Genomic DNA, 24151 nt, shown 5'->3' with positions numbered 1-24151 from the left:
CCATCCGGCTATTCCACCGCAGTGTCCAACAAGTCATCAGACATGATGTCCAATAAGTGACCAGACTCCGCGTCCAAAAACTCACCAGACTCCATGTCCAAAAAGTGTCAAGACATGACACTACTAGACGATCCGCATTCTCAACGGAGTCGAGTCTGGAAAGGCCCATTGGAAGCCGGCGCCAGCGATCGAAGAATAGGCGAGTCCGTCGAAGTGATTGGATTACCGCAGGTGGTCGCGCAGCGCCTGCTCCAGCTCGACGCGGGCGCGCTCCAGGGCTGCCTCCCAGACCTCGGAGGCGGACTCGTCGGCCGAGTCGGAGACCTGCTTGAGCAGGGTCAGCGGCACACCGAACGTGGAGCACACCGCTGCCAGGGCGTAGCCTTCCATGTCCACGAGCTGGCACTCGCGGGCGAGCTCGTCGCGCAGGTCGGACCGGTTCACAAACGCGTCGCCGGTGGCGAGCTTGGCCTTGGGTAGCTCGGTCAGCGGGTCGAAGGAGAACCAGCGCGGGTAGACAAAGTCGGTGATCTCGGAGGTGCCACCGACTTTGAAGTCGTGCTTGACGGCGTCGGAAACTTCGTAAACGCCCGGCTCCAAGTCCACCAGTGCGCCTGCGGTGCCGACGTTGATCACGCGCGACGGCAGCGGCCCGGAGGATAGGCGGCGGGTCAAGGCGATCGCTGCGGGCAGGGTGCCGATGCCAGTGATGAGCACCTCGTGGTCGCCGCCGGACATGATGTCCGCGGCCTCTTCTTTCATGGCTGCGACGATTAGCAAGTCAGACATGGTTGCTTATCGTAGGCGCGCGGGCTCGGGGTCGACCACTGTCGCGCCCTCGCGCTCCCCGGCCGCCCGCGAGTTCTCCCGGGCCTTGAGCACGCCGCGCACGGACAACGCCGCGCCCACGATCAGGACGGCAACGCGCACAGCCCACAGTCCGGAGTCCACGCCGAGGAACTTCAGCACCACCGGCAGGTTCAAAAACACGATCAAGGTGCCCACCACCCCACCGAGGGCGATGGGGTTCATGCGGGTGACCACCCACGCGCCGATCGGCGCTGCGACCACTCCGCCCAGCAGCAGCGCGAGCACCCCGGCGAGGTTAGCCATCAGGTCGTTCCACATGCCCACCGCAAACCCGAGGGTGGCCGCCAGGGTAACCAGGAACTCTGCGGTGTTGACGGTGCCGACGATGCGGCGCGGCTCGGAGCGCCCGGCGGACAGCAGCGTCGAGGTGGTCACGGGCCCCCAGCCACCGCCCCCGGTGGCGTCCACGAAGCCGCCGAACAGGCCCAGCCCGGCCAGGAACCCGCGCGAGTGCGGTTTTTCAGCCATCTTGCGCTGCGTCAGCCCACGGGCGAAGCGCAGCATCAGGTTCAGCCCGATCAGCGCCAGGATCAGCGACATCACCGGCCGCGCGGCTTCGGTGGACAGCCGCACCAGCACGGTCGCGCCGAGGAAGGCGCCGATGGCGCCGGGGATGCCGATGGCGAACGCGGTGCGCCAGTCCACGTTGCCGAAGCGGGTGTGCGCCACGCCGGAGGCCAGCGTGGTGCCAAGCTCGGCGGTGTGCACGACGGCGGAGGCGGCTGCCGGGGTGAGTCCCGCCAGCGCGATGAGCATGGTGGATGAGGTGGCGCCGAAGCCCATGCCGAGGCCGCCGTCGACAAGTTGGGCGGCCAGGCCGGCCACGGCGATGAGCAGCAGCGTCTCAATCTTGTACATTTCAGGCGTCCTTTTCGGCGGCGGAGCGGTATCGGCTGGCGACAACGTCCGCGAGGTCAGTAGTTAAAGGCCCGGAGGCTGACAGGTGCTCCGGGATCCGGTTCAGCAAAGTTCCGTGGGTGACAAACAGCGGCAGCACGTGCGATTGCCTATCGACGAACCTCCGGTCGCCCCCAGTCGCCTGCACCACCGACACCTCGACCCCGGCCACACGTGCCAGGTCAGATGCCAGGCGGGTGTAGTTCGCCGCCTGTTCGGTATCTGATGTGCCGACGGGGAAGAGGGTGGCGTGGGGCGCCGAAGGGGCGTCGATAAGCAAACGCTTGTGCAGGACCTCGGCGATGTCGGGGCCGGTGCCGAGCGGCTCGGCAAGGGTGAGGTCGCAGTGGGCCCGCGCCTCGGCGAGGTGGGCCGGCACGTCCACCTTCGCGTGGAACGCGCGGGTGAACAGCAGGGGCACGACGATGGCGCGCGGTGAAGACAGCGCGGCGGCCGCCTTGGCGAGGGTGGGGCGGTCGAACTCGAGGTGCGCGTCCGCCCACTCCACGCCGAGCTTGCCGGCCGCCGCTTTGGTCAGCGCGCGGATGCCCTCCTTGGCGCGCGGGTGGCGCGAGCCGTGTGAGAGGGTGATCAGCGCGGTCATGGCGGGTGCTCCTAGTGCAGGCGCTTTCCGACGAGACCCGCGGCCAGCGTGTTGCCGGAAGACTGGTCCACGAGCAGGAAGTTGCCCACCGCGCCGCGGGCGGCGTAGGGCTCGACCGGCAGCTCGTCGGCGGTCTGGATGGTCACGTGCGCGATCTCGTTGAGGGCGACGGACTCGGGCGAGGTGTTGTCGCCGGCGGCGCCGTCGATGTCGAGGACGCGGTCCACGCTGGCCACGCGGGCGCGCACGAACGCGGTGCCGATGCGCAGCTTCACGGCCTGCCCGGCGCGCAGCTCCTTCTCGGTAAGCCCCACGACGGTGGCGGCGAACTCCCGCACGTCCTCCGGCCGGGTGCCCGAGGCCAAAAGGTCGCCGCGGGTCAGGTCGATCTCGTCCGCCAAGCGCAGCGCGACGGAGTCGCCGGCGTGGGCGGTCTCCACCGGGCCGTCGGAGGTGTCGATGCCGGCCACGGTGGTTTTCCGGCCGTGCGGGGCGAGGATCTCGTCGCCGACGGAGACGGAGCCGGCGTTGACGCGGCCGGCGTAGGCGCGGTAGTCGGTGGCGTGCTCGCGAAGCACGTACTGGATGTTGAAGCGGAAGTCCAGGTCGTCGGCGCGGCCGTGGTTGACCGGGATGGTCTCCAGCAGCTCCAGCACGGTCGGGCCGGTGTACCAGGAGGTCTCGGCGCTGCGCTCCGCGACGTTGTCGCCCTTGAGCGCGGAGATCGGCACCACGTGCGGGTCCTCGATGCCCAGCTCGGCGGCCTTGGCGTCGAACGCCGCCTTGATCTCGTTGAAGGTCTCCTCGGAGTAGCCGACCAGGTCGATCTTGTTCACCGCCAGGATCACGGTGCGCACGCCCAGAAGCTTGGCCACGGTAAGGTGGCGGATGGTCTGCTCTACCACGCCGTTGCGGGCGTCCACCAGCAGCACGACCACCTGGGAGGTGGACATGCCGGTCACGGTGTTGCGCGTGTACTGCACGTGGCCCGGGGTGTCGGCGAGGATGAAGGTGCGCTTGTCGGTAGCGAAGTAGCGGTAGGCCACGTCGATGGTGATGCCCTGTTCGCGTTCGGCGCGAAGCCCGTCGACAAGCAAGGAAAGATCGAGCCCCTCAAAGCCCCTATCTGCGCTGGTGCGCTTCACGGAGGCGAGCTGGTCGGCGAGGACAGACTTCGTGTCGTGCAGGAGGCGGCCGACGAAGGTGGACTTGCCGTCGTCGACGGAGCCGGCGGTGCACAGGCGCAGCGTTTCGCGGTCCGCCAAAGCGGCTGCGGCGGAGGCGGCTGGAGCGGTAGTCGTAGTCATCAGAAGTAGCCTTCCTTCTTGCGGTCTTCCATGGCGGATTCGCTCAGGCGGTCGTCGGCGCGCGTCGCGCCGCGCTCGGTGAGGGTGGAGTTGGCGATCTCGACGAGCACCTCGTCGATCGTGGACGCGTCCGAATCAACCGCGCCCGTGCAGGACATGTCGCCCACGGTGCGGTAGCGCACGCGGCGGGTCTCAAGCTGCTCGCCGTCGCGCGGGCCGCCCCACTCGCCCGGGGTCAGCCACATGCCGTCGCGGCCGAACACCTCGCGGTCGTGCGCGAAGTAGATCGACGGCAGGGCGATCCCGCGCGCGCCGATGTACTCCCACACGTCCGCCTCGGTCCAGTTGGAGATGGGGAACACGCGCACGTTTTCGCCCGGCAGCGTCGCGCCGTTGTACAGGTCCCACAGCTCGGGGCGCTGGCGGCGCGGGTCCCAGCCGCCGAAGGAGTCGCGCACGGAGAACACGCGCTCCTTGGCGCGGGCGCGCTCCTCGTCGCGGCGCGCGCCGCCGAGCACTGCGTTGTAGCCGACCTCTGCGATGGTCTCCACCAGCGGCACGGTCTGCAGCGGGTTGCGGGTGCCGTCGGGACGTTCCTGCAGATCGCCGCGGTCAATCCAGTCCTGCACCTCGGCCACGCGCAGGCGCAGGCCATGCTTCTCCACGAGCTCGTCCCGGAACTGGATCACTTCCGGGAAGTTGTGTCCGGTGTCCACGTGCAGCAGCTCAATCGGCATGGCCGCCGGCGCGAAGGCCCGGCGCGCCAGCTCGAGCACCACGCACGAGTCCTTGCCGCCGGAAAACAGCAGGCCGACCTTGTCGAACTGCCCGGCCACCTCGCGGATGATGTGGATGGACTCGTTTTCCAAGTCCTTCAAGTGCGGCGACAGCTCAGTTGTCGTTGCTTGCGTCATCTTCTCTAAAACTCCTTTTATTCGTGCAGGCCGCACTCGGTCTTGGATGCGAACGCCCAGCGTCCGGCGCGCGGGTCCTCCCCCTCGGCCACCGGCATGGTGCAGGTGGCGCAGCCGATGGAGGGGTAGCCCTGGCGGGTCAGCGGGTGGATGATCAGGTCGTTGTCCTCCTCGAAGCCTTCAGTGTCCTCCAGCGACCAGGTCACCAGCGGGGAGATCTTCAGCCGGCCGGTTCCATCCAGGCTCAGCGCGGGCGCCTCAGCGCGGGTGGGGCCGTCGGCGCGGCGCAGGCCAGTGATCCAGCCGGCGTACAGGCTCATGTGCACCGCCAGCGGCTCCACCTTGCGCATCCGGCAGCACGCGCCGGGGTTGCGCAGGTACAGGTTCGGGCCGTACACCTCGTCCTGCTCCGGGCGGGTGAGCTGGGCTTTCGCGCGCACCAGCGTGTGCGTCGGGTAGCGCGCCTCCACGGCGTCGGCCACCTCCAACGTCTCCGGGAAGTGGTACTCGGTGTCCAGGAACAGGAAGTCGGCGTCGGGCAGGTGGCGCTCGGCCAGCTCCGCCAGCACGGTGTTTTCCATGGACAGGGTCACCACGAGCTTGCCAGGGGCGTGCTCGTGGGCCCAGCTCAAGATGTCGGCGGCGGATGCGTCGTAAAGCTTGGGTGCCCACTCCTCGACTAACTGGGCGTTTTGCTTGGCGACGTCCTCCGGCAACGCCGCCGTCTCCCTCGGACCCTCCGGGCTGATCTCGGGGTCGCGGAAGTTTCCTCCCGGCTGGTTGAGCAGGTTGGTCATCGCTTCTCTTCCTTCACTACTGCGGTATGCCCGTGCCGCGCCAGGGAGGCCTGCAGCGCCTCCTCCGTCGACGGCGCGGGCGCGTGCGGGGTGTCCGGATCGTCCTGGCCGTGGTATTTCACCTCGAAAATGCGCAGGCATTCCCCGCATTTCCAGGCAAAGTCCGTCTCCTCGTTCGGCCAGAGGTCCTCGCCGCCACAATAGGGGCAAAACGAGGGGAAATTGCGGTTCGGATTCGGGGCCCGGCGAAAGCTCATCGCAGGTCGTCCTCGTCCGCGCGGGCGACCCACTGACGGAATGTTTCGCCGTCCTCGCGCTTGTCCACGTAATGCTGCACCACGCGCGTGACGTAATCCGTCAGTTCGGTGGACAGCACCTTGTGGCCGCGCAGCTTGCGGCCGAAATTCGCGCCTTCGCCGATGGTGCCGCCCAGGTGCACCTGGAAGCCCTCGACCTTTTCGCCGTTGTCGTTCGCCACCATCTGGCCTTTCAGGCCGATGTCGGAGACTTGGTGGCGCGCGCACGCGTTCGGGCAGCCGTTCAGCGAAATCGTGATCGGGGAATCCAGGTCGCCGAAGCGCTCCTCCAGCTCATCCGCCAGCTCGATCGCGCGGGACTTGGTGGTCACGTGCGCGAGCTTGCAGTACTCCAGGCCAGTGCAGCTAAGCAGGCCGCGGCGGAACTCGGAGGGGTTGGAGTACAGGCCCATCTCCTCCAAATCAGCCTGCAGCTTCTCGACGTCCTCCGGTGCGACCCCGAGCAGCAGCACCTCCTTGAACGGAGTGAAGCGCAGGTCGGTCACGCCGTAGCGCTCCGCCAGGTCGGCTAGGGCGATGAGCTGCTCACCGGACATGTGCCCCAGCGTGGGCTTCACACCGATGTAGACGTTGCCGTCCTTCTGCTCGTGGACGCCGATGTGGTCGCGGTCGACCAGGTTGTTGGGGGCCTTTGGTCCGTCGGCAAGCTTGTAGCCCAGGTAGTCGTCTTCGAGGATCTGGCGGAACTTCTCCACGCCCCACTCCTTGACCAGGAACTTCAGGCGCGCGCGGTTGCGAAGGCGGCGGTAGCCGTAGTCGCGGAAGATGCGCACCACGTTCGCCCACACGTCCGGCACCTGCTCGAGGGTGACGAATGCGCCGACGGACTGCGCGAGCATCGGGTTGGTGGACAGGCCGCCGCCGACGTAGCACTCGAAGCCGGGGCCGAGCTCGGGGTGCTCGACGCCGATGAAGGCGAGGTCGTTGATCTCGTGGACGACGTCCTGGCGGGCGTTGCCGGAGATGGCGGTCTTGAACTTGCGCGGCAGGTTCTGGAACTCGTCGTCGGTGACGATTTTCTGGATCTCGCGGATCGCAGGCGTTGCGTCGATGATCTCGTCCTTGGCGATGCCCGCGACCGGGGAGCCCAGGATCACGCGCGGCACGTCGCCGCAGGCGTCCCAGGTGTTCAGGCCGTTTGCCTCGAGCTTTTCCCAGATCGCGGGGACGTCCTCGATGCGCACCCAGTGGAACTGAATGTTCTGGCGGTCCGTGAGATCCACGGTGGAGCGCGCGTAGTCGTGGGAGAGCTCGCCGACGGCGCGGGCCTGCTCCGTGGAGCAGATGCCGCCGTCGAAGCGGATGCGCATCATGAAGTACTTGTCTTCGAGCACGCTGTTGTCCTCGCCGGTGAACTCCCCGCCCAGGTTCTGCTTGCGCTGGGTGTATAGGCCGAGCCACTTAAAGCGCGGGTAGAGGTCCTCGCGGTCTATGGAGTCGAAGCCGCCCTTGGAGTAGACGTCGATCACGCGCTGCTTGACGTCCAGGACCGGGGACTCCTGCTTGATCTCCTCGTCGTGGTTCAGCGGCGTGCAGCCGTCGATAAGCCACTGCCCCTCCGGCTTTTTGGCGCGTGTCCTGGGCTTCGTGGGTGCGCTCATCTGCTCTCCCTAACTAGACAACTCTGTACACATCCGGGCAGCCCGGAGCTATTGCTGGCCAATAGTGCCGGACTACTCGGTCTAAAACAACCGGACTATCGAAAGTGCCGGTTAATGCCGTGAATGTAAAGGATTTCCGGGGGTTGGGAATGAAAATATTTGCAGGTTTAAGACCACTCGGTCTATACGCTATAGTGTCCAACATCAACACACCCTTTTGCGAAAGGACAACGAACTTATGAGCCTGCGCGTCGCCGTAGTTGGAGCCGGCCCAGCCGGCATTTACGCCTCCGACCTGCTAATCCGCAACGAAGAGCACGACGTCCACGTCGACCTCTTTGAGCAGATGCCCGCCCCCTTCGGCCTGATCCGATACGGTGTGGCCCCCGACCACCCGCGAATCAAGGGCATTGTGAAGTCCCTGCACAACGTGCTGGACAAGGACAAGCTGCGCCTGATCGCCAACGTCACCGTCGGCCGCGACATCACCATCGACGACCTGCGCGACTACTACGACGCCGTGGTCATCTCCACCGGCGCGGTGCGCGACCGCGAGCTGCTCATCCCGGGCGGCGACAAGTCCATCGGCGCCGGCGAGTTCGTCGGCTTCTACGACGGCAACCCGCGCTTCGAGCGCAACTGGAACCTCGAGGCCAAGGAAGTCGCCGTCGTCGGCGTGGGCAACGTGGCACTCGATATCTCCCGCATCCTGGCCAAGACCGGCGACGAGCTCACGGTCACCGAAATCCCGGACAACGTCTACGAGTCCCTGAAGAACAACAAGGCGGAGACGGTGCACATGTTCGGCCGCCGCGGCCCCGCCCAGGCGAAGTTCACGCCGAAGGAGCTGCGCGAGCTCGACGAGTCCGACACCATTCAGGTGCTCGTGGACCCGGAGGACATCGACTACGACGAGCTGTCCGAGCAGGTCCGCCGCTCCGACAAGTCCGTCGACCTGAACTGCCAGGTGCTGGAGCAGTACGCCATGCGCGAGCCGGACGACGCGCCGCACAAGATCCACATCCACTTCTTCGAGGAGCCGGTGGAGGTGCTCACCGACGACTCCGGTGCCGTGACCGGCATCCGCACCGAGCGCCAGGAGCTCGACGGCAACGGCGGCATCCGCGGCACCGGCAAGTTCACCGACTGGCCGGTCCAGCAGGTCTACCACGCCGTGGGCTACCGCTCCGAGCCAGTCGAGGGCGTGCCCTTCGACCTCGAGCGCCACGTCATCCCCAACGACGGCGGCCACGTCCTGGTCACCGCCGAGGAAGGCGCGGGTGTCGAGGACAAGCTCTACGTCACCGGCTGGATCAAGCGCGGACCCGTTGGCCTGATCGGCAACACCAAGTCCGACGCCAAGGAAACCACCGACATGCTCATCGCCGACGCCGCGGCAGGCCGCCTCGCCGCCCCGTCGCACACCGGCGCGGACGATATCTTCGATCTGCTCCGCGAGCGCGGTGTGGACTACGCCACCTGGGAAGGCTGGTACAAGCTGGACGAGGCCGAGCGCGCACTCGGCGCCGCCGACGCCACCTTCCCGCGCGAGCGCAAGAAGATCGTGGAGTGGGACGAGATGCTGGGCCACTCCCGCGCGCAGTAGTAGCAAGTGCAACAACAGCATGCAGTGGCCCGCACGCATCCTCGCCGCCCCGCTCGCGATGATCGCGGCGCTGGCTGCCTGGCTGGCGCTCGCGCCGTTCACCCCGCACGTCGCGTACTGGGGCGCGGCATCGCTGGTCAGCCCGCAGTACGCGGGCCCGCTCCTGCTCATTTCGCTGGGCGTGGCGGCGGCGTCTGCCGCACTCGCCCGCGCCTCGCGGGCGAACCTTCTGCCGGCGGCCCTCGGGGTGGTGGCCACCGCGGCCGCCGCGGCGCTTTTCGGCGGCCAGCTGCACGCCGCCCGCGCGCTTGGCACCGATGCCGACGCGTGGGCCGCGCTGAGCTGGGCGGGGTTGGACAAGACCGCCCAGGGGCCCGACGCGACCGTCCCGTTCGACCTCTTCGGGACCGACGAGCTGGACATGGACGTCTACCTCCCGCGGGAGGGCGGCCCGCGCCCCGTCCTCCTCTACACGCACGGCGGCGGCTGGGACCAGCTCAATAAGCGTTCCCAGGCCTACAACATGCGGCAGATGGCTGACCGCGGCTACGTTGTGGTGTCGATGGATTACACGTTGTCTAGCCGTGAGCAGCCCACCTGGGACGTCGCCGCCGGCGAGGTTGGCTGCGCATTTACGTGGGTGGGCGCGCACGCCGCCGACTACGGTGGGGACCCGGCGAGGTTCTTCACCTACGGCGAGTCCGCCGGAGGGCAGTTGCTTCTCGACGCCTCCTACGATGCCGCCGCCGGCACGCTTACCTCCGACTGCGGCGGCCGCGCCGCCGTCCCCCGCGCCGTCTATGCCGACTCCCCCGCTCTCGACGCCTGGGCCGTGTGGGGCGGCGACGACCCGTACGCCGGCCGCGGCGCGCGCGAGACGGTGGAAAAGTACCTGGGCGGCACCCCGGGCGAATACCCGGCGCGCGCCGACGCGGTGACCTCGGCGAACCACGTCACGGACCGCTCGCAGCCGACGATGATCGTGCGCAGCGCGGACGACCGCCTCGTCCCGCCCGGCAGCTACGAGGGTTTCCACGCCGCCGCGGCGGCGAGCGGCGTCGAGCTCACCGAGCAGGTACGCCCGCACGCCGACCACGCCTCCGCGCTGAGCGCCCACGGAGTGTGGAACCAGCACCTGCTCGACTCCATGACGACGTTCTTCGCGGAGCACGGGGCGGACGCGTGAGCGGCCAGCTGACCGGGCGCGCCCGCACCGGCGCGGCGGTGGCCTCGATCCTGCTCGGCGCGCTCTTCATCGTCGACTGGGTGACAGTGCAGTCGCCGGTCGGCGCGGCGGCAAAGCTGGCCGGGGCCGCCATCCTGGCGGGCGCGACCGCCTCCTGCGCCGCGCTGTGGGTCCCCGGCATCGCCGCGTGCGCCACCCTTGCCCTGGCGCTGCAGAGCCTCAGCGTCTTCCTCTACTGGGCCCCGCCGCTGGCGTTCGCCTCCTACCTGCTGGGCCTGTCCGCCCCGCGCAGGCAGCGGCCCTGGCTCGTGGCGTGGGTGCTGGGGGTCTCCACCGCCGGCCTCTACGCCCACCACCTGTTCTTCGACGCCGAGTGGCCCAGCGGCATGACCACCACCGAGGCGGTGGAGGCCGGGGTCGGCGCGACCGTGCTGTGCTGGCTGGCGCTGGGCTTCTTCTACCTGCTGGGCACCCAGGCGCGCCAGCGCCGCGAGCGCATCTCGGAGCTAGAGCAGCAGGTGGAGTTCGCGCACGTGCGCGAGCGCACGCAGATCGCCCGGGAGATGCACGACATCGTCGCGCACACGCTCGCGGGCATCACCGCGCTTGCCGACGGCGCCCGCTACGCCGCCAAGTCCAACCCGGAGGTAGCGGAGGAGGTGCTGGAGACCATCAGCCGGGAGTCGCGCACGGCGCTCGGCCAGATACGCGGGCTGCTCAGCGTGCTGCGCAGCGACGAGACCGAGCGCCCCGCCGGCACCGCGCCGAGCCGGCACGACTTCGAGGCGCTTTTCGACGACGCCCGCCGCCGCGGGACCGACCTGACCGTCGAGGGCCTCGACGACCTGCCCGCCGACCTGCCCGCGCTCACGCAGTTCACGCTCTATCGCGTTTGCCAGGAGGCAGTGACCAACATGCTGCGGCACGCGTCCTCCCCCGCCGGCGTGATCCGGTTTGTGGTGGGTGCCCACTCGATTGTGGTGGAGGCGGAAAACGCGGCATCAAAAAGCAAAAGCTCGACGGGGGGCTTCGGGCTGGTGGGCATCGAGGAGCGGGTGGCCGCGGTCAGCGGGCGGGTACGCTTCGAGCGCGACGGTGGCAAGTTTGTGCTGACGGCGGAGGTACCTCGATGATCACGGTTGCGCTTGTGGATGACCAACCGCTCGTGCGCGCTGGGTTTTCCATGCTGGTTGGCTCGCAGGGCGACATGGAGGTGGCGTGGCAGGCCGGCGACGGCGATGAGGTGCCGGGCCGAGAGGCCGCGGACGTGGTGCTCATGGACATCCGTATGCCCAGCGTCGGTGGCATCGAAGCCACCCGTGCGCTGCTTGCGGAGCACCCCGACACCCGGGTCATCATGCTCACCACTTTCGACGACCAGGAGCTGGTGCTCGACGCGCTCGATGCCGGCGCCTCCGGCTTCCTGCTCAAGGACGCCGACCCCGACGAGCTGCTCAGCGCGATCCGCGCCGTCGACGGCGGCGACGCGGTGCTCGCGCCGAAGGTGACCCGCCACGTCATCGGCGCGGCGCAGGCCCCGGAGCATCAGGAGGCGGCACGCAACGAGGCGATGCTCGAGCGCCTTACCCCGCGCGAGGTGGAGGTCCTGCGCTTGGTGGCGCTGGGCTACTCAAACGAGGAGATTGCCGAGGCCGAGACGCTCTCCCCCGCGACGGTGAAGACACACGTGCACCGCATTCTGTTCAAGACCGAGTCCCGCGACCGCGTCCACGCCGTCCTCTTCGCGTTCCGCGCGGGCTTGGTGGGCACCGGCGAGTTGCTGGGCCACTAGCCGCCTACACCCCAGGGTGTACGCGCCGATTTACACCCGCGGGCGGACGATTTCGCCTGCGCCACGCGCGATTGTGGGAACCATGATCGAAGTTCACAACCTGACCAAACGGTATTCAAGCTCCACCGCCGTCAACGCGCTGTCGTTCACCGCGCCGGACGGCGACGTCACAGGCTTCTTGGGCCCGAACGGCTCCGGCAAGTCCACGACCATGCGCATGATCGTCGGGCTAGAAACCCCAGACGAGGGCGAGGCGCTTATCGACGGCTCCACTTTCCGATCCCTCGACCAGCCCGCACGCGCCGTCGGGGCACTGCTCAACCCGGAATGGATCGCCCCGCACATGACTGGGCGCGGCCACCTGAAGATGGTCGCCGATTACGCCGGCGTGCCGGAATCCCGCGCCGACGAGGCGCTTGAGGCGTTCGGGCTCGCGGAAGCAGCAAAACGGCAAGTGAAAAACTACTCCCTCGGCATGCGCCAGCGCCTCGGCGTGGCCAGCGCGCTGATCGCGGACCCATCCAACGTCATCCTGGACGAGCCGGTCAACGGTCTCGACCCGCAGGGCGTCGCCTGGATGCGGGGGCGCATCCGCGAGATGGCCGCCGAGGGCCGTGCGGTAGTCGTCTCTTCACACCTGATGAGCGAGATGCAGCTCACCGCGGACCGCCTTGTGGTCATCAACCGCGGCCGCCTCGCCGGTGAGGGCCCGCTCGAAGACTTCCTGGGCTCCAACCGGGTTGAGGCGACGTGCAGCGACCCGGCGCGGCTGGCTGAGGCCGTCGGCGGCCAGGTCATCGGCGACTCCGTTGTCGTCGACGACGCCACCGCCCGAGACGTCGGCGAGGCCGCCCAGCGCGTGGGCGTGACGGTGTACTCCCTCCAGGAATCCCGCCGCAGCCTCGAAGAAGTGTTCCTGGAGTCGACGAAATAGGACGTAGGAGGATTTTCCATGCACACACTGAAAGCAACGCTGCGGGAGATCTTTTCCCGCCCCGCGACGCGCATCCTGCTCGCGTTTGTCGCGGCCGCCCTCATTCTCGGGCCCATGGCCGTCGCGATGCTCGTCGGCCCCAACGGTACAAGCACCGCAGACCCTGCAATGCTGCTCATCCCGGCCGCTTTGATGCTCCCTGTGGCGTTCGCCGCGGGCGCTTTCCCCGCCGGCGGCGCGCACTCGCGCGGTACGATCGGCTACGCCTACCTCGCGTCGAACCACCGCGGTTGGGAGCTCGCATGTCGCGTCGGAATCGCAGCTCTCGCCTGCATACTGACGGCGTTTGCCGCGTCGGCGATCGGGCTCGGCGGCGCGCACGTGTTTGTCGACAGCGTCGCTTTGGGAGGCGCCGACAGCGCAGATATGGTGCGCAGCCAGGCCGAGCTGTGGATCGTGTACCCGCTACTCGCGGCCCTGACAGCCGTACTGCTCGGTTCGGGCACCGCGTCCTTCTTCGTCTGGGTCGTAGAGTCGCTCATTGTGGAGACTGCCCTCGGCGCGATCAACCAGCCGTGGGCCGCGGCCCTGGAAAAGCTCCTGCCGGGCGGCGCGGCCGGGAACGGCACGGCCGGCGTGGTCACTCTTGCGGTCTGGGTCGCGGTCCTTGCCGCCGCCGCGTACGCTGCCGTGCAGCGGAGGGCCGTGAAATGACCCTAAAAGAGAGCACAAGACATGCCGGTGAGCGCACCGCCGCCCGTCGGCGGTTCGTGGCCCCCGACCTCGCCCGCGGTTTCGCTTTAGTCGGCATCGCGATGGCCAACATAGTCACCGACTGGGACCCGGCGGAGGGTGTCGACCACGCGGCGGGCCTCGGCGGCTACAACGGCGACGGCACCGCGTGGGAGAAGCTGCTCGTCTTCCTAGAGACGCTCTTCGTGCATGTGCGCGGCCTACCCATGTTTGCCACCCTCCTCGGTGTTGGCATGGGCATGATCTTTGTCAGCCTCGAACGGCGCGGCTACCCGCTGCGCGCCCGGCGCGGGGTGCTCGCGCGCCGCTACGGGTTCCTGTTTCTGTTCGGTCTGGTGCATAAGACGCTGTTTTTCACCAACGACATCATGACGGCCTACGGCATCGCGGCACTCATCCTGTGCTTGTTCATCGGGTGGAGCGACAAGGCCCTCTACGCCCTCGCAGGTGCTGCGTTCGCCCTGCACACGACGCTTCGGGCACCTGGCGTATTCGCCGCGTTTTCGTCGACAGCGGAACCAATAGACGGCAGCCCCGCGCGCATCTTCGACCTCAGCGACCGCATAGCCGCGGGCCTGGCCAACTTCTGGGTGTACCCGGCGATGGGCGTGATCGAGATGCTCGCCTTCTTCCCGCTTGTCGTGGTCGGATTCGTCTGGGGCCGCCGCGGTATCTTCGGCGACGTCGACGGCAACTCCCGGATGCTCCGCGGGTGGGCGATTCTTGCAGCCGTAGTTATCGCGGCCGTCGGCATCCCGTGGGGCTGTGCGGAAATCGGCGCGCTCGAACCCAGGTGGGCTACAGGGCTCAATGCCACCAACGAGCTCGTCGGCATGCTCACCGGCCCCGGCATCCTCGCCGCAATCTCCCTCGCGTGCCGGCCGTTGCAATCGCGTATCAACGCCTCCGGCTCCCTCCCGCACCTAGCCCAACCGCTAGTGGCGCTGGGGAAACGTTCCATGAGCGGCTACCTTGCGCAAACGATCCTCTTCATCCTGACAACCCAGCCCGCGTTCTGGTGGGCGACCCGCGATGCGACGATCGCCGGCAAGCTCGGTTGGGCGATGGTTGTCTGGCTGGCCACGGTGGCTGGTGCGTGGGCGCTTGAGATGTCTGGCAAGCCGGGGCCGTTCGAATGGCTGCACCGTCGCCTCTCCTACGGCAAAGACGGCCTCCCCGAGCACTACCCCGGCTAGGCCGCCCGGAGCAGACGCAGCCGGAGTTCGCACTGCGCCGGCGCACCCCTTCGGCCCGTTGTTTCTCCCCGCCCCGGTCTAAGATTGCCCCGGACAAAAAGAGAGGGGCACTCATGGATCTCATCCGCCTCACCGCACGCTTTGGCAGGCGGTACAGCGGCAAGATCGCGCTGGTCATCGTGTTACAGCTGGTCACCACCCTGGCCACGCTGTACTTGCCGGACCTGAACGCGGACATCATCAACAACGGCGTCGCCCAGGCGGACGTGCCGTACATCTGGCGCACCGGCCGCACGATGTTGGTGGTGGCGCTGGTGCAGATCGCGGCGGCGATCGCGGCGGTGTGGTTCGCCTCCCAGGTGGCCATGAACACCGGCCGGGACATCAGGGCCGCCGTGTACGACCGGGTGTCCGATTTCGACAGCGAGGAGATGGCGCATTTCGGCGCCGCCACGCTGGTCACGCGCGGCACGAACGATGTCCAGCAGGTGCAGATGACGTTCCTGCTGTTCATGAACTTCATGGTCGCGGCACCTATCATGGCTATCGGTGGCATCATCATGGCTCTGCGCCAGGACGCGGGCATGTCGTGGCTGGTAGTCACCGCGGTGCTCATTCTCGCAGTCGTGGTGGGGATCACCGCCGCGGTCCTGATGCCGCTGTTCAAGCGCATGCAGAAGAAGCTGGACGCGATCAACGGCCTGTTGCGCGAGCAGATCGCGGGTATCCGCGTGGTGCGCGCGTTCGGCCGAGAGGACCACGAGGCCGAGCGTTTCACGGAGGCGAACCACGACATCACCAGGCTGAGCCTGAACATCGGCCGGGTGTTCGTGACCATGTTCCCGGTGATCATGCTCATTTTGAACCTGGCCACGGCCGCAGTGCTGTGGTTCGGCGGCCACCGCGTGGACGAGGGCCTGGTGGAGGTCGGCTCGCTCACCGCGTTTATGCAATACCTGATGCAGATTCTCATGGCGGTGATGATGGGTGTGTTCATGCTGATGATGCTGCCGCGCGCCATCGTCTGCGCCGACCGCATCGAAGAGGTGCTCGGGCATGAGGTGAAGGCGCCGGTGACCGGAGGGGCGTCGATAGGCAAGGGCTCCGTGCGCTTCGAGGATGTCTCCTACACCTACCCGGGCGCGGAGAAGCCGGTGCTGGAGCACATCTCGTTTGAGGCGGCGCCGGGGACCACGACGGCGATCATCGGCTCGACGGGCAGCGGCAAGACCACGCTCGCTGGGCTTTTGCCCAGGCTGTACTCGCCGACTTCGGGGCGCGTGCTTATCGACGGCCATCCGGTCACCCACATCCCGCGCCAAGACCTGGTGGGGGCCGTCGCGATGGTGCCGCAGAAACCGTGGCTGTTTTCCGGCACGGTGGCGTCGAACCTGCGAATCGGCAACCCGGATGCCACGGATGATGAGCTGTGGGCGGCGCTGCGCGTCGCGCAAGCCGGGTTCGTGGAGGATCTGGACATGCCGATTGCCCAGGGCGGCACCAACGTCTCCGGCGGGCAGCGCCAGCGGCTGTGCATCGCGCGGATGTTCGTGGCGGATCCGAAGGTGTACGTCTTCGACGACTCGTTCAGCGCGCTGGACGCGACCACCGAAGCGAACCTGAATGCGGCGATGCGCGAGATCGTGCAGGACCGCACGGTGATTGTGGTGGCGCAGAAAGTGTCCTCGATCAAGCACGCGGACCAAATTTTGGTGATGGAGGCCGGGCGCATCGTCGCGCGTGGCACGCACGACGAGCTGCTGCAAACCAGCGAGACGTACCGGGAGATCGCGGCGAGCCAGGCGGAGGTGGACGCATGAGCAACCAGCACGGGTCCGAGCTGACCGACGACCAGCTCGCCGAATACGAAGAGAAGATGGCAGGCGACGAGTACTCCAACAAGGCGCCGCGTAAGGCCAAGCAGTTCTGGCCGTCCGCAAAACGCCTGCTGGGGCTGCTCGCGCCGTACAAAATGGCGCTGACGGCGGTGTTTGTCATGAACGCCGCGTCCGTGGTGCTGGCCGTGTACGCCCCGCGCGTGATGGGCCGGGCCATGGACGTGATTTTCTCCGGCGCGATGTCCAAGCACATGCCGCCGGGCACCACCAAGGAACAGGCGATCGAAGACCTGCGCGCGGCGGGCCAGGACCGGTTCGCCGACATGGCCTCGGCGATGGAGCTCACCCCCGGCTCCGGCATCGACTTCGACCGCCTTGGCCAGCTCATCGCGCTGGTGCTGGCGCTGTACGTGGCGGCGTCGTTGCTGATGTGGGCCCAAGGCGCGATTTTGAACCGGCTGACCATGCGCGCGGTGTTCAACCTGCGCGAGCGGGTGGAGGCGAAGATCAACCACCTGCCGCTGCGCTACTTTGACACCCGCCAGCGCGGCGACGTCATGTCGCGCACCACCAACGACGTGGACAACGTGCAGCAAGCGTTGCAGCAGTCCCTGTCCTCGCTGTTCAACGCAATCCTGACCGTGGTGGGCATCCTGGTGATGATGTTCGCCATCTCCTGGCAGCTGGCACTAGTGGCGCTGCTGGCCATCCCGCTGACCGGCCTGGTCATGGGCCTGGTGGGCACGCGCAGCCAGAAGCAGTTCACCACCCAGTGGAAGGCCACCGGCGATGTGAATGGGCACGTGGAGGAATCCTTCTCCGGCCACGATGTGGCGGTCATCTTCGGGCGCACCGACGAGCTGCGCCGCACCTTCGACGAGCGCAACGAGGAGCTTGCCGGCGCGGCGCAGAAGGCGCAGTTTTTGGCCAACTCGATGCACCCGACCATGCAGTTCATCTCGTATTTGTCGTACGTGGCCATCGCGGTGCTCGGCGGCGTGAAGGTCGCCTCCGGCAAGCTCACGCTCGGCGACGCCACCGCATTCATCCAGTACTCCCGCCAGTTCAACCAGCCGCTGGGCGAGATCGCCGGCATGATGCAGATGCTGCAGTCCGGCGTCGCGTCCGCGGAGCGCGTCTTCGAGCTTCTCGACGCTGAAGAGGAACCCGAAGACAGCTCCCAAGCCCGCATCAACGGCCGCGCCGAGGGCCTGGTGGAGTTCCGCGATGTCTCCTTCTCCTACACCGACGAGCCTTTGATCCAGGACCTGAACCTGCGGGTGAAGCCCGGCCAGACCGCCGCGATTATCGGCCCCACCGGCGCCGGCAAGACCACGCTGGTGAACCTGATCATGCGCTTCTACGACGTCGATTCGGGCGCGATCACCCTCGACGGGGTGGACATCCGGGACTATTCCCGCGAGGACCTGCGCAACCAGATCGGCATGGTGCTCCAGGACGCTGTGCTGTTCAAGGGCACGATCATGGACAACATCCGCTACGGCCGGCTCGATGCCACCGACGAGGAGGTCATTGAGGCGGCGAAGGCCACCTACGTGGACCGCTTCGTGCGCTCGCTTCCGGACGGCTACGACACGGAAGTCGACCAGGACGGCGGGTCCGTCTCCGCGGGCGAGCGCCAGCTGATCACCATCGCGCGCGCGTTCCTGTCGCAGCCCGCGCTGCTGATCCTGGACGAGGCGACCTCGTCTGTGGACACCCGCACCGAGGTCATGGTGCAGCAGGCCATGAACGCGCTGCGGTCCAACCGCACCTCCTTTGTCATCGCGCACCGTCTGTCCACCATCCGGGACGCGGACGTGATCGTGGTGATGGAAGACGGCAGGATTGTGGAGCAAGGTTCGCATGCGGAGCTCGTCGAAAAGCAAGGTGCGTACTGGCGCCTGCACCAATCCCAGTTCAGCGGGGACTAAACGCGGGTAGCATCGGACGCATGACTGCAGAAAACGAAGGTCTGTACACCAGCATCGACACTCCGGCGGACGGCGCAGCTAACAAGGCTGCTGCAGCCGGTGCGGACAACCCGAACCAGGACATGGACACCAAGCCCCTCGGCGAGGGCGTGCACACCGTGGAAGAAGCCGAAACCCACGAGGACGACTCCCGCTGGAACGACGGCAAGCAGCCGCGCCCGCAGGACTAACCCCAATCCCCTCCCCGCGCCCCGGGCGTGCATGACAGCCGTCCGGGGCGTTAGTATGTCCGGCGTGAGCACCCCATACGGCAACTTCAGAATCGGCGACCAGGAGCGCATGGACGCCATGGACACCCTCGGCCGCGCACTCGGCGAGGGCCGGCTCAACATGGGCGAGTTCGACGACCGCTGCCGGCAAGTCGCCGAGGCACAGGTCCACTCCGACCTCGATCCGATTTTGGGGGATCTGCCGCCGCAGCCGGCCGGAGGTGCCGTCGAGAGGCAAGAAGTGCACTCGGGCGATGTGTTTTACAGCGGCCGCGAGATCATGCAGGCGCGCCGCTCCGGCAAGCGCATGCGCGCAGGTGTCTTCTGGCTGGGCACGGTCGGCGCGCTCGGGCTGACCGCTTTGCACCCGGTTTTCCTGCTGATCATCCCCACCCTGTTCATCCTGCTGTACGTGATGAAGGTCGGCCCCGACTCCTGGTACACCCCCAGCCTGCGGCAGCTGGAGCAGCAGCGCCGCCAGGAGATCAAGCGCCGCCAGCTGGAGATCGAATCCGCCAAGGCGCACCAGCAGGCCATGATGCGGGTGCAGCGCAAGGATCAGTTCAACCAGCTGACCTCGGATGCGCTCGATGTCGCGCAAAACACGATAAACCGCTTCCGCAAGAACTAAAGAGGCCTACAGTGGTGTGGCATGAGTGAGCCACTGCAAAAGCACCGCCATTTCGACCAAGCGGACAAACTGAAGAACGTCTTCTACGACATCCGCGGGCCGGTGACCGCCACCGCGGAGAAGATGGAGCGCGACGGCCACACCATTTTGAAGCTCAACACCGGCAACCCGGCCGTCTTCGGCTTTGAGGCGCCGGACGTGATCATGCGCGACATGATCGCCAACCTGCCCACCTCCCAGGGCTACACCACCTCCAAGGGCATCACCTCGGCGCGCCGCGCGGTGGTCACTCGCTACGAGATGATCGACGGCTTCCCACCCTTCGACATCGACGACGTCTACCTGGGCAACGGCGTGTCCGAGCTGATCAGCATGACCACTCAGGCGCTGCTCAACGACGGCGACGAGATCCTCATCCCCGCCCCCGACTACCCGCTGTGGACCGCCGCGTCCACCCTCGCCGGCGGCAAGGTCGTGCACTACATGTGCGACGAGGAGGACGACTGGAATCCCTCGCTCGAGGACATCCGCTCCAAGGTCACCGACCGCACCAAGGCGATCGTGGTGATCAACCCCAACAACCCCACCGGCGCCGTGTACTCGCGCGAGGTGCTCGAAGGCATCGCCAACATCGCCCGCGAGCACGAGCTCATGGTGCTCGCCGACGAGATTTACGACCGCGTGCTTTACGACGGAGCTTCGCACATCTCCATGGCAGAGATCGCCCCCGACCTGCTGTGCATCACCTTCAACGGCCTGTCCAAGGCCTACCGGGTGTGCGGCTACCGCGCCGGCTGGATGGTGATCACGGGGCCGCGCCGCCGCGCCAAGGGCTTCATCGAAGGCCTTGATTTGCTGTCGGGCACCCGGTTGTGCGCGAACGTGCCCGGACAGCACGCCATCCAGGTGGCGCTGGGCGGACGGCAGTCCATCTACGAGCTCACTGCCGAGGGTGGGCGCCTGCACAAGCAGCGCAACGTCGCAGTGCGGAAGCTCCGCGAGATCCCCGGTGTGTCCGTGGTGGAGCCGAAGGGTGCGCTGTACTGCTTCCCCAAGATCGACGCGGAGATGTACAACATCCACGACGACGAGAAGTTCATGCTGGACCTGCTCAAATCCGAAAAGATCCTGATGGTCCAGGGCACCGGCTTCAACTACCCCACCCCGGACCACTTCCGCGTGGTCACCCTGCCGTGGGCGTCGCAGTTGGAAAACGCCATCGAGCGCCTAGGCAACTTCCTGGCGGACTACCACCAGCACTAGGGGTTCGTCCTACTGCAAGGTCTCAATGGTGACTTCGCGGGTGAGACCTATTCGCGCACAGAAATCCTCGTCATGGCTGACCAGGACGATCGCACCGGCGTAGCTGTCCAGTGCGGAGACGAGCCAGTCCACTGTGGAAATGTCGATATTGTTGGTGGGCTCGTCGAGAAGCAATAGCTTCGGGGCTGGGTGAGAAAGCAGGATACGGGCGAGCTCAACGCGGAATCGCTCCCCGCCAGACAGCGTGCCAACGGGGGCGTGCACGGTGTCGTTCTGAAACAGCAGCTGCGCAAGTTGGTCGCGGATATACTGCGGCTCTGCCTCGAGGTTGGTTTGCGTCACCAGCTCCAGCACCGTCAGCTCTGGGTTGAGCGTAATGCGCTGGCGAAGGTAACCCACGTCGTCGATGACGTAGCCTGCCTGCCCACTCGCGATGGAGTTGAGCAGCGTAGTCTTGCCACTTCCGTTAGGACCGGTAATGCGCACCCGCTCGGGACCTACGACTGTCAGTCCGGGAATGTCCAAGACCCGGGTACCATTGGGCAGCTCGGTGCCGGGCAAATCGATAAAGACAGCTTGATCATCGCGGACTTTTTCCTGGGCTTTGTTGTAGGCGGCGAGCGCGCCCTCCACCGCTCCTGCGTGGGCCGACCCCCGTCTCGCCGCAGTCTTTTCAGACCTGTCCTTGTCCAATCCCATCGCCATGCCGGGCTTGCGCTTCGAGGCGGCGAACTTCTTTCCACGGCGCGCATCCCGATCGATGCGTGTCTGCATCGCTTCCCGCTCCTTGACCTGCTTGCGGTGGTTCGCTTTTGCGTCCCTCACCCCGCGTATCGCTGATTCCTGCTCCTGCGCGAGCGTCTCCTTGTATGCGGAAAAGTTGCCGGAGAACATTCGCAGCCGGCCGTCGTGCAGCTCAGCAATTTCGGTGGCGCTCTGCAGCAAGTCGCGGTCATGACTTGCGACGAGCACAGGTACCGACGCCGCCTCCAGCTCCCGTATGAGCTGCTCTTTCGCGTGGTGGTCGAGGTTGTTGGTTGGCTCATCCAAGACGACGAAGTCGGGGTTGCCGGAGAACAAAGCGGCCAACGCTACCCGGACTGTTTCACCGCCGGAAAGCGTATTCAGAGTTCTACCCAAAGGCAGGTCGAGGCCGTGCGCGGACAGGGTGGCGGTGATCTCTGCGGCGATATCCCAACGGTCACCGATAGTTTCGAAAAGCTGGGGGTCGAACTCTCCGGCCTCCACCGATGCAATTGCGTTGAGAGTCTCCGTAGCGCCAAAAACATCAGCCACGGTGTCGTCCGCCCGCAGCATGAGGTCCTGCGGTAAGTACGCGATGTTCGCGGGGCGTTCCACCGATCCACTCGTCGGTTCGAGCTGACCGAGGATGATCTTGATCAGGGAGGATTTACCGGATCCGTTGTCGCCGATTAACCCGGTAAGCCGACTATCAAATACGGCGTTCAGGCCTTCAAAGCACGTGGTTCCATTGGGCCACTCGAGAGAAATGTTGTTCAGGGAAATAGGCATGCTCATCTGTCTTTCTGGTTCGTGTTATGCGGAAACACGGAACGTGAGCACTGCCTACTCCTTCCCTCGGGGACGCGGTCTGTTCAGAAACTACGGTGAACCAGTGTGCGTGTCAAGCACTTTGCGTCCAATAAGTGACCAGACATGACGCTGATCTGCTAGTTCGTCGGTGGTTGTCTCCTGAGCGAACTAGCAGATCAGCGTTTTGGGGCTGGGTGGGGCCGGTTGAGCTTGGTTGGAGCTGGGGCCTGGGAGCTGGCCAGCCAGCCCACCCCAGGCCCACCACCGGCAGCTACGCCACGGGGCGGAAGGTGTCCGGGGAGGCAGCTTTCCAGTCGGGGGCCCAGACCGACGGGGCGTCGTCAAGCAATTGCCCCGGGCGCAGCCACTCGTAGATGGAGGCGTAGGAGCGCGACTCCGTCGGCGAGACGCTGCGGCGCAGCATGTCGGGGCGAAGCTCCGACGGATCGGAGACGCCCATGGAGGCCATGAGGCGCACGGCGGTGCTGACGGTGGTCTTGTGGAAGTTGTAGACCGCCTTGGACTTGTCCTCCACCACGATGGCGCGGTTGCGACGCGGGTCCTGGGTGGCAACGCCTGTCGGGCATTCACCGGTGTGGCAGCGCTGCGCCTGGATGCAGCCGGTGGCCATCATCATGGCGCGGGCGGAGTTGGTGTAGTCCGCGCCCTGGATCATGCGCATGACGATGTCAGAGCCGCCGGCGACTTTGCCGGAGGCGCCGATCTTGATCTGGTCGCGAAGCCCGGTGCCCACGAGCGCGTTGTGCATGAGCATCAGGCCGTGGGTCAGCGGCATGCCCATGTGGTCCTCGAAGTCGATGGGCGCGGCACCCGTGCCGCCTTCGGAGCCGTCCACCACGATGAAGTCGGGCGCGGTGCCGACCGCGCGGATGGCCTTGCAGATGGCGAGCACTTCTCGACGGCTGCTGACGCACATCTTGAACCCCGCCGGCTTGCCGCCGGAAAGCTCGCGCATCTGCGCGATGAACTCGATGAGCTCGACCGGGGTGCTGAACACGCGGTGGCCGGCCGGGCTGATGCAGTCCACGCCCATGGGCACGCCGCGGATCTCCGAGACTTCCTTGGTGATCTTGTCCGCCGGCAGCACGCCGCCGATGCCCGGCTTGGCACCCTGGCTGAGCTTCAGCTCCACCATCTTGACCTGGTCGTCCTGCGCCTTGTCGCGGAACTTCGCCGGGTCGAAGTCGCCGTCCTCGGTGCGGGCGCCGAAGTAGCCGGTGCCCATCTGCCAGACCAGATCGCCGCCGTTTTCCTGGTGGTACGGGGAGATGCCGCCCTCACCGGTGTTGTGGGCGAACCCACCCATGGCCGCACCCTTGTTCAGGGAGCGCACGGCGTTCTTGGACAGGGAGCCGAAGCTCATCGAGGACACGTTCAGCATGGAGATGGAGTACGGCTTGGTGCAGTCCTTGCCGCCCACGAGCGCGCGCGGCGGCTCGGCCGGCTCCTCCACCGGGGCGATGGAGTGCACGAGGTGCTCGTGGTTCGTGTCGTAGACGTCCTGGACGGTGCCGAACGACGTCTCGCTCTGCTTGCCCTTCGCGCGCTCGTAGATGGCGTTGCGCTGGTCGCGGTTGAAGGGGCGGCCGTCCCAGTCGCGTTCAATGAAGTACTGGCGCAGCTCCGGACCGATGTCCGTGAGCAGGTAGCGCATGTGCCCTAAAACGGGGTAGTTGCGCAGGACCGGGTACTTGGTTTGTGTGAGGTCGTGGATGGCGACGCCACCCAGCGCCGCGGCGGCAGCGCCCAGGGCGCCCTTGGCAAACTTTCCTGACTTCTCCTTGGACATGCGGACTATCATGCCCCACTCAGCCAGAATTACTAAGACGGGCACACCCTGCAGGTATGCCCGAATTAGGTACTACGA

At 66.6% G+C, this 24151-nt stretch carries 22 protein-coding genes; 12 read left to right on the top strand and 10 right to left on the bottom strand.

Features of this window, described 5'->3' with window-relative positions; all coding sequences use genetic code 11:
• Positions 1–222: 222 nt before the first annotated feature.
• From MHY23_RS01985 to MHY23_RS01950, 8 genes are read right to left on the bottom strand one after another with little or no spacing between them, the layout of a single operon-like run.
• A complete protein-coding gene (locus MHY23_RS01985; protein WP_194989461.1) occupies positions 223–789 on the bottom strand; it encodes a nucleosidase in 567 nt (188 codons plus the stop codon).
• Positions 790–795: 6 nt separating this feature from the next.
• Positions 796–1719: a sulfite exporter TauE/SafE family protein gene (locus MHY23_RS01980; RefSeq protein WP_239306197.1), complete on the bottom strand. Its 924-nt coding sequence runs from the start codon at positions 1717–1719 to the stop codon at positions 796–798.
• A gap of 10 nt (positions 1720–1729) precedes the next feature.
• On the bottom strand, positions 1730–2371 hold the full coding sequence (locus tag MHY23_RS01975) for a sirohydrochlorin chelatase (RefSeq protein WP_239306191.1): 642 nt from the start codon (positions 2369–2371) through the stop codon (positions 1730–1732).
• A gap of 11 nt (positions 2372–2382) precedes the next feature.
• A complete protein-coding gene (locus MHY23_RS01970) occupies positions 2383–3678 on the bottom strand; it encodes a sulfate adenylyltransferase subunit 1 (RefSeq protein WP_239306190.1) in 1296 nt (431 codons plus the stop codon).
• On the bottom strand, positions 3678–4592 hold the full coding sequence (gene cysD, locus MHY23_RS01965; RefSeq protein WP_239306189.1) for a sulfate adenylyltransferase subunit CysD: 915 nt from the start codon (positions 4590–4592) through the stop codon (positions 3678–3680). Before cysD ends, MHY23_RS01970 begins: the two co-directional genes overlap by 1 nt.
• A 17-nt stretch (positions 4593–4609) precedes the next feature.
• Positions 4610–5389, bottom strand: coding sequence for a phosphoadenylyl-sulfate reductase (locus MHY23_RS01960; protein ID WP_239306188.1), 780 nt, complete (start codon positions 5387–5389; stop codon positions 4610–4612).
• Positions 5386–5646 carry a hypothetical protein gene (locus tag MHY23_RS01955; RefSeq protein WP_070472049.1) on the bottom strand — a complete coding sequence of 87 codons (261 nt, stop codon included), beginning with the start codon at positions 5644–5646 and terminating at the stop codon, positions 5386–5388. Before MHY23_RS01955 ends, MHY23_RS01960 begins: the two co-directional genes overlap by 4 nt.
• The gene (locus MHY23_RS01950; RefSeq protein WP_239306187.1) at positions 5643–7307 is read right to left on the bottom strand and encodes a nitrite/sulfite reductase; all 1665 of its coding nucleotides are present in this window, start codon (positions 7305–7307) and stop codon (positions 5643–5645) included. The genes MHY23_RS01955 and MHY23_RS01950 overlap by 4 nt, the downstream gene beginning before the upstream one ends.
• A gap of 238 nt (positions 7308–7545) precedes the next feature.
• On the opposite strand from MHY23_RS01950, the gene MHY23_RS01945 reads away from it, so the two are divergent.
• The 12 genes from MHY23_RS01945 (at position 7546) to MHY23_RS01890 (ending at position 20709) form a co-directional block, all read left to right on the top strand.
• The gene (locus MHY23_RS01945) at positions 7546–8913 is read left to right on the top strand and encodes an FAD-dependent oxidoreductase (RefSeq protein ID WP_239306186.1); all 1368 of its coding nucleotides are present in this window, start codon (positions 7546–7548) and stop codon (positions 8911–8913) included.
• A 19-nt stretch (positions 8914–8932) separates the two neighbouring features.
• Positions 8933–10099, top strand: coding sequence for an alpha/beta hydrolase (locus MHY23_RS01940; protein WP_239306185.1), 1167 nt, complete (start codon positions 8933–8935; stop codon positions 10097–10099).
• Positions 10096–11232 carry a histidine kinase gene (locus MHY23_RS01935; RefSeq protein ID WP_239306184.1) on the top strand — a complete coding sequence of 379 codons (1137 nt, stop codon included), beginning with the start codon at positions 10096–10098 and terminating at the stop codon, positions 11230–11232. The genes MHY23_RS01940 and MHY23_RS01935 overlap by 4 nt, the downstream gene beginning before the upstream one ends.
• Complete coding sequence (locus MHY23_RS01930) at positions 11229–11891, top strand: response regulator transcription factor (RefSeq protein ID WP_181889183.1); 663 nt, start codon at positions 11229–11231, stop codon at positions 11889–11891. The genes MHY23_RS01935 and MHY23_RS01930 overlap by 4 nt, the downstream gene beginning before the upstream one ends.
• Positions 11892–11973: 82 nt before the next feature.
• Positions 11974–12825 (top strand): ATP-binding cassette domain-containing protein, encoded by an 852-nt coding sequence (locus tag MHY23_RS01925; RefSeq protein ID WP_095554765.1) that lies wholly within the window; start codon positions 11974–11976, stop codon positions 12823–12825.
• A gap of 18 nt (positions 12826–12843) precedes the next feature.
• On the top strand, positions 12844–13539 hold the full coding sequence (locus tag MHY23_RS01920; protein WP_239306183.1) for a hypothetical protein: 696 nt from the start codon (positions 12844–12846) through the stop codon (positions 13537–13539).
• Positions 13536–14774 carry a DUF418 domain-containing protein gene (locus tag MHY23_RS01915; protein WP_239306182.1) on the top strand — a complete coding sequence of 413 codons (1239 nt, stop codon included), beginning with the start codon at positions 13536–13538 and terminating at the stop codon, positions 14772–14774. Before MHY23_RS01920 ends, MHY23_RS01915 begins: the two co-directional genes overlap by 4 nt.
• Positions 14775–14887: 113 nt before the next feature.
• Positions 14888–16594 carry an ABC transporter ATP-binding protein gene (locus MHY23_RS01910; protein ID WP_239306181.1) on the top strand — a complete coding sequence of 569 codons (1707 nt, stop codon included), beginning with the start codon at positions 14888–14890 and terminating at the stop codon, positions 16592–16594.
• Positions 16591–18546: an ABC transporter ATP-binding protein gene (locus tag MHY23_RS01905; RefSeq protein WP_304504200.1), complete on the top strand. Its 1956-nt coding sequence runs from the start codon at positions 16591–16593 to the stop codon at positions 18544–18546. Before MHY23_RS01910 ends, MHY23_RS01905 begins: the two co-directional genes overlap by 4 nt.
• A 20-nt stretch (positions 18547–18566) precedes the next feature.
• Positions 18567–18776 carry a hypothetical protein gene (locus tag MHY23_RS01900; RefSeq protein ID WP_239306180.1) on the top strand — a complete coding sequence of 70 codons (210 nt, stop codon included), beginning with the start codon at positions 18567–18569 and terminating at the stop codon, positions 18774–18776.
• 55 nt (positions 18777–18831) lie between these two features.
• Positions 18832–19446, top strand: a complete 615-nt coding sequence (locus tag MHY23_RS01895; protein ID WP_202032101.1) for a DUF1707 domain-containing protein — start codon at positions 18832–18834, stop codon at positions 19444–19446.
• Positions 19447–19467: 21 nt separating this feature from the next.
• Entirely contained in the window at positions 19468–20709 is a 1242-nt protein-coding gene (locus tag MHY23_RS01890) for a pyridoxal phosphate-dependent aminotransferase (RefSeq protein WP_239306179.1), read from the top strand.
• A 9-nt stretch (positions 20710–20718) separates the two neighbouring features.
• On the opposite strand, the gene MHY23_RS01885 is transcribed toward MHY23_RS01890, so the two are convergent.
• On the bottom strand, positions 20719–22242 hold the full coding sequence (locus MHY23_RS01885; RefSeq protein WP_239306178.1) for an ABC-F family ATP-binding cassette domain-containing protein: 1524 nt from the start codon (positions 22240–22242) through the stop codon (positions 20719–20721).
• Between the two features lie 292 nt (positions 22243–22534).
• Entirely contained in the window at positions 22535–24073 is a 1539-nt protein-coding gene (locus MHY23_RS01880) for an FMN-binding glutamate synthase family protein (RefSeq protein WP_239306177.1), read from the bottom strand.
• Positions 24074–24151 lie beyond the last annotated feature (78 nt).

Source organism: Corynebacterium sp. ACRQP, assembly GCF_022345915.1.
GTDB classification, from domain to species: Bacteria; Actinomycetota; Actinomycetes; order Mycobacteriales; family Mycobacteriaceae; genus Corynebacterium; species Corynebacterium lehmanniae.
The sequence above is the reverse complement of the archived record's forward strand: the minus strand, read 5'-3'. Positions and strand labels throughout refer to the sequence as shown.

What these genes read in the sequence shown, in the direction of transcription:
- MHY23_RS01985 (WP_194989461.1), bottom strand. Translation starts at nt 789, where the DNA reads ATGTCTGACTTGCTAATCGTCGCAGCCATGAAAGAAGAGGCCGCGGAC.
- MHY23_RS01975 (WP_239306191.1), bottom strand. Translation starts at nt 2,371, where the DNA reads ATGACCGCGCTGATCACCCTCTCACACGGCTCGCGCCACCCGCGCGCC.
- MHY23_RS01970 (WP_239306190.1), bottom strand. Translation starts at nt 3,678, where the DNA reads ATGACTACGACTACCGCTCCAGCCGCCTCCGCCGCAGCCGCTTTGGCG.
- cysD (WP_239306189.1), bottom strand. Translation starts at nt 4,592, where the DNA reads ATGACGCAAGCAACGACAACTGAGCTGTCGCCGCACTTGAAGGACTTG.
- MHY23_RS01960 (WP_239306188.1), bottom strand. Translation starts at nt 5,389, where the DNA reads ATGACCAACCTGCTCAACCAGCCGGGAGGAAACTTCCGCGACCCCGAG.
- MHY23_RS01955 (WP_070472049.1), bottom strand. Translation starts at nt 5,646, where the DNA reads ATGAGCTTTCGCCGGGCCCCGAATCCGAACCGCAATTTCCCCTCGTTT.
- MHY23_RS01950 (WP_239306187.1), bottom strand. Translation starts at nt 7,307, where the DNA reads ATGAGCGCACCCACGAAGCCCAGGACACGCGCCAAAAAGCCGGAGGGG.
- MHY23_RS01945 (WP_239306186.1), top strand. Translation starts at nt 7,546, where the DNA reads ATGAGCCTGCGCGTCGCCGTAGTTGGAGCCGGCCCAGCCGGCATTTAC.
- MHY23_RS01940 (WP_239306185.1), top strand. Translation starts at nt 8,933, where the DNA reads ATGCAGTGGCCCGCACGCATCCTCGCCGCCCCGCTCGCGATGATCGCG.
- MHY23_RS01930 (WP_181889183.1), top strand. Translation starts at nt 11,229, where the DNA reads ATGATCACGGTTGCGCTTGTGGATGACCAACCGCTCGTGCGCGCTGGG.
- MHY23_RS01925 (WP_095554765.1), top strand. Translation starts at nt 11,974, where the DNA reads ATGATCGAAGTTCACAACCTGACCAAACGGTATTCAAGCTCCACCGCC.
- MHY23_RS01920 (WP_239306183.1), top strand. Translation starts at nt 12,844, where the DNA reads ATGCACACACTGAAAGCAACGCTGCGGGAGATCTTTTCCCGCCCCGCG.
- MHY23_RS01915 (WP_239306182.1), top strand. Translation starts at nt 13,536, where the DNA reads ATGACCCTAAAAGAGAGCACAAGACATGCCGGTGAGCGCACCGCCGCC.
- MHY23_RS01910 (WP_239306181.1), top strand. Translation starts at nt 14,888, where the DNA reads ATGGATCTCATCCGCCTCACCGCACGCTTTGGCAGGCGGTACAGCGGC.
- MHY23_RS01905 (WP_304504200.1), top strand. Translation starts at nt 16,591, where the DNA reads ATGAGCAACCAGCACGGGTCCGAGCTGACCGACGACCAGCTCGCCGAA.
- MHY23_RS01900 (WP_239306180.1), top strand. Translation starts at nt 18,567, where the DNA reads ATGACTGCAGAAAACGAAGGTCTGTACACCAGCATCGACACTCCGGCG.
- MHY23_RS01895 (WP_202032101.1), top strand. Translation starts at nt 18,832, where the DNA reads ATGTCCGGCGTGAGCACCCCATACGGCAACTTCAGAATCGGCGACCAG.
- MHY23_RS01890 (WP_239306179.1), top strand. Translation starts at nt 19,468, where the DNA reads ATGAGTGAGCCACTGCAAAAGCACCGCCATTTCGACCAAGCGGACAAA.
- MHY23_RS01885 (WP_239306178.1), bottom strand. Translation starts at nt 22,242, where the DNA reads ATGCCTATTTCCCTGAACAACATTTCTCTCGAGTGGCCCAATGGAACC.
- MHY23_RS01880 (WP_239306177.1), bottom strand. Translation starts at nt 24,073, where the DNA reads ATGTCCAAGGAGAAGTCAGGAAAGTTTGCCAAGGGCGCCCTGGGCGCT.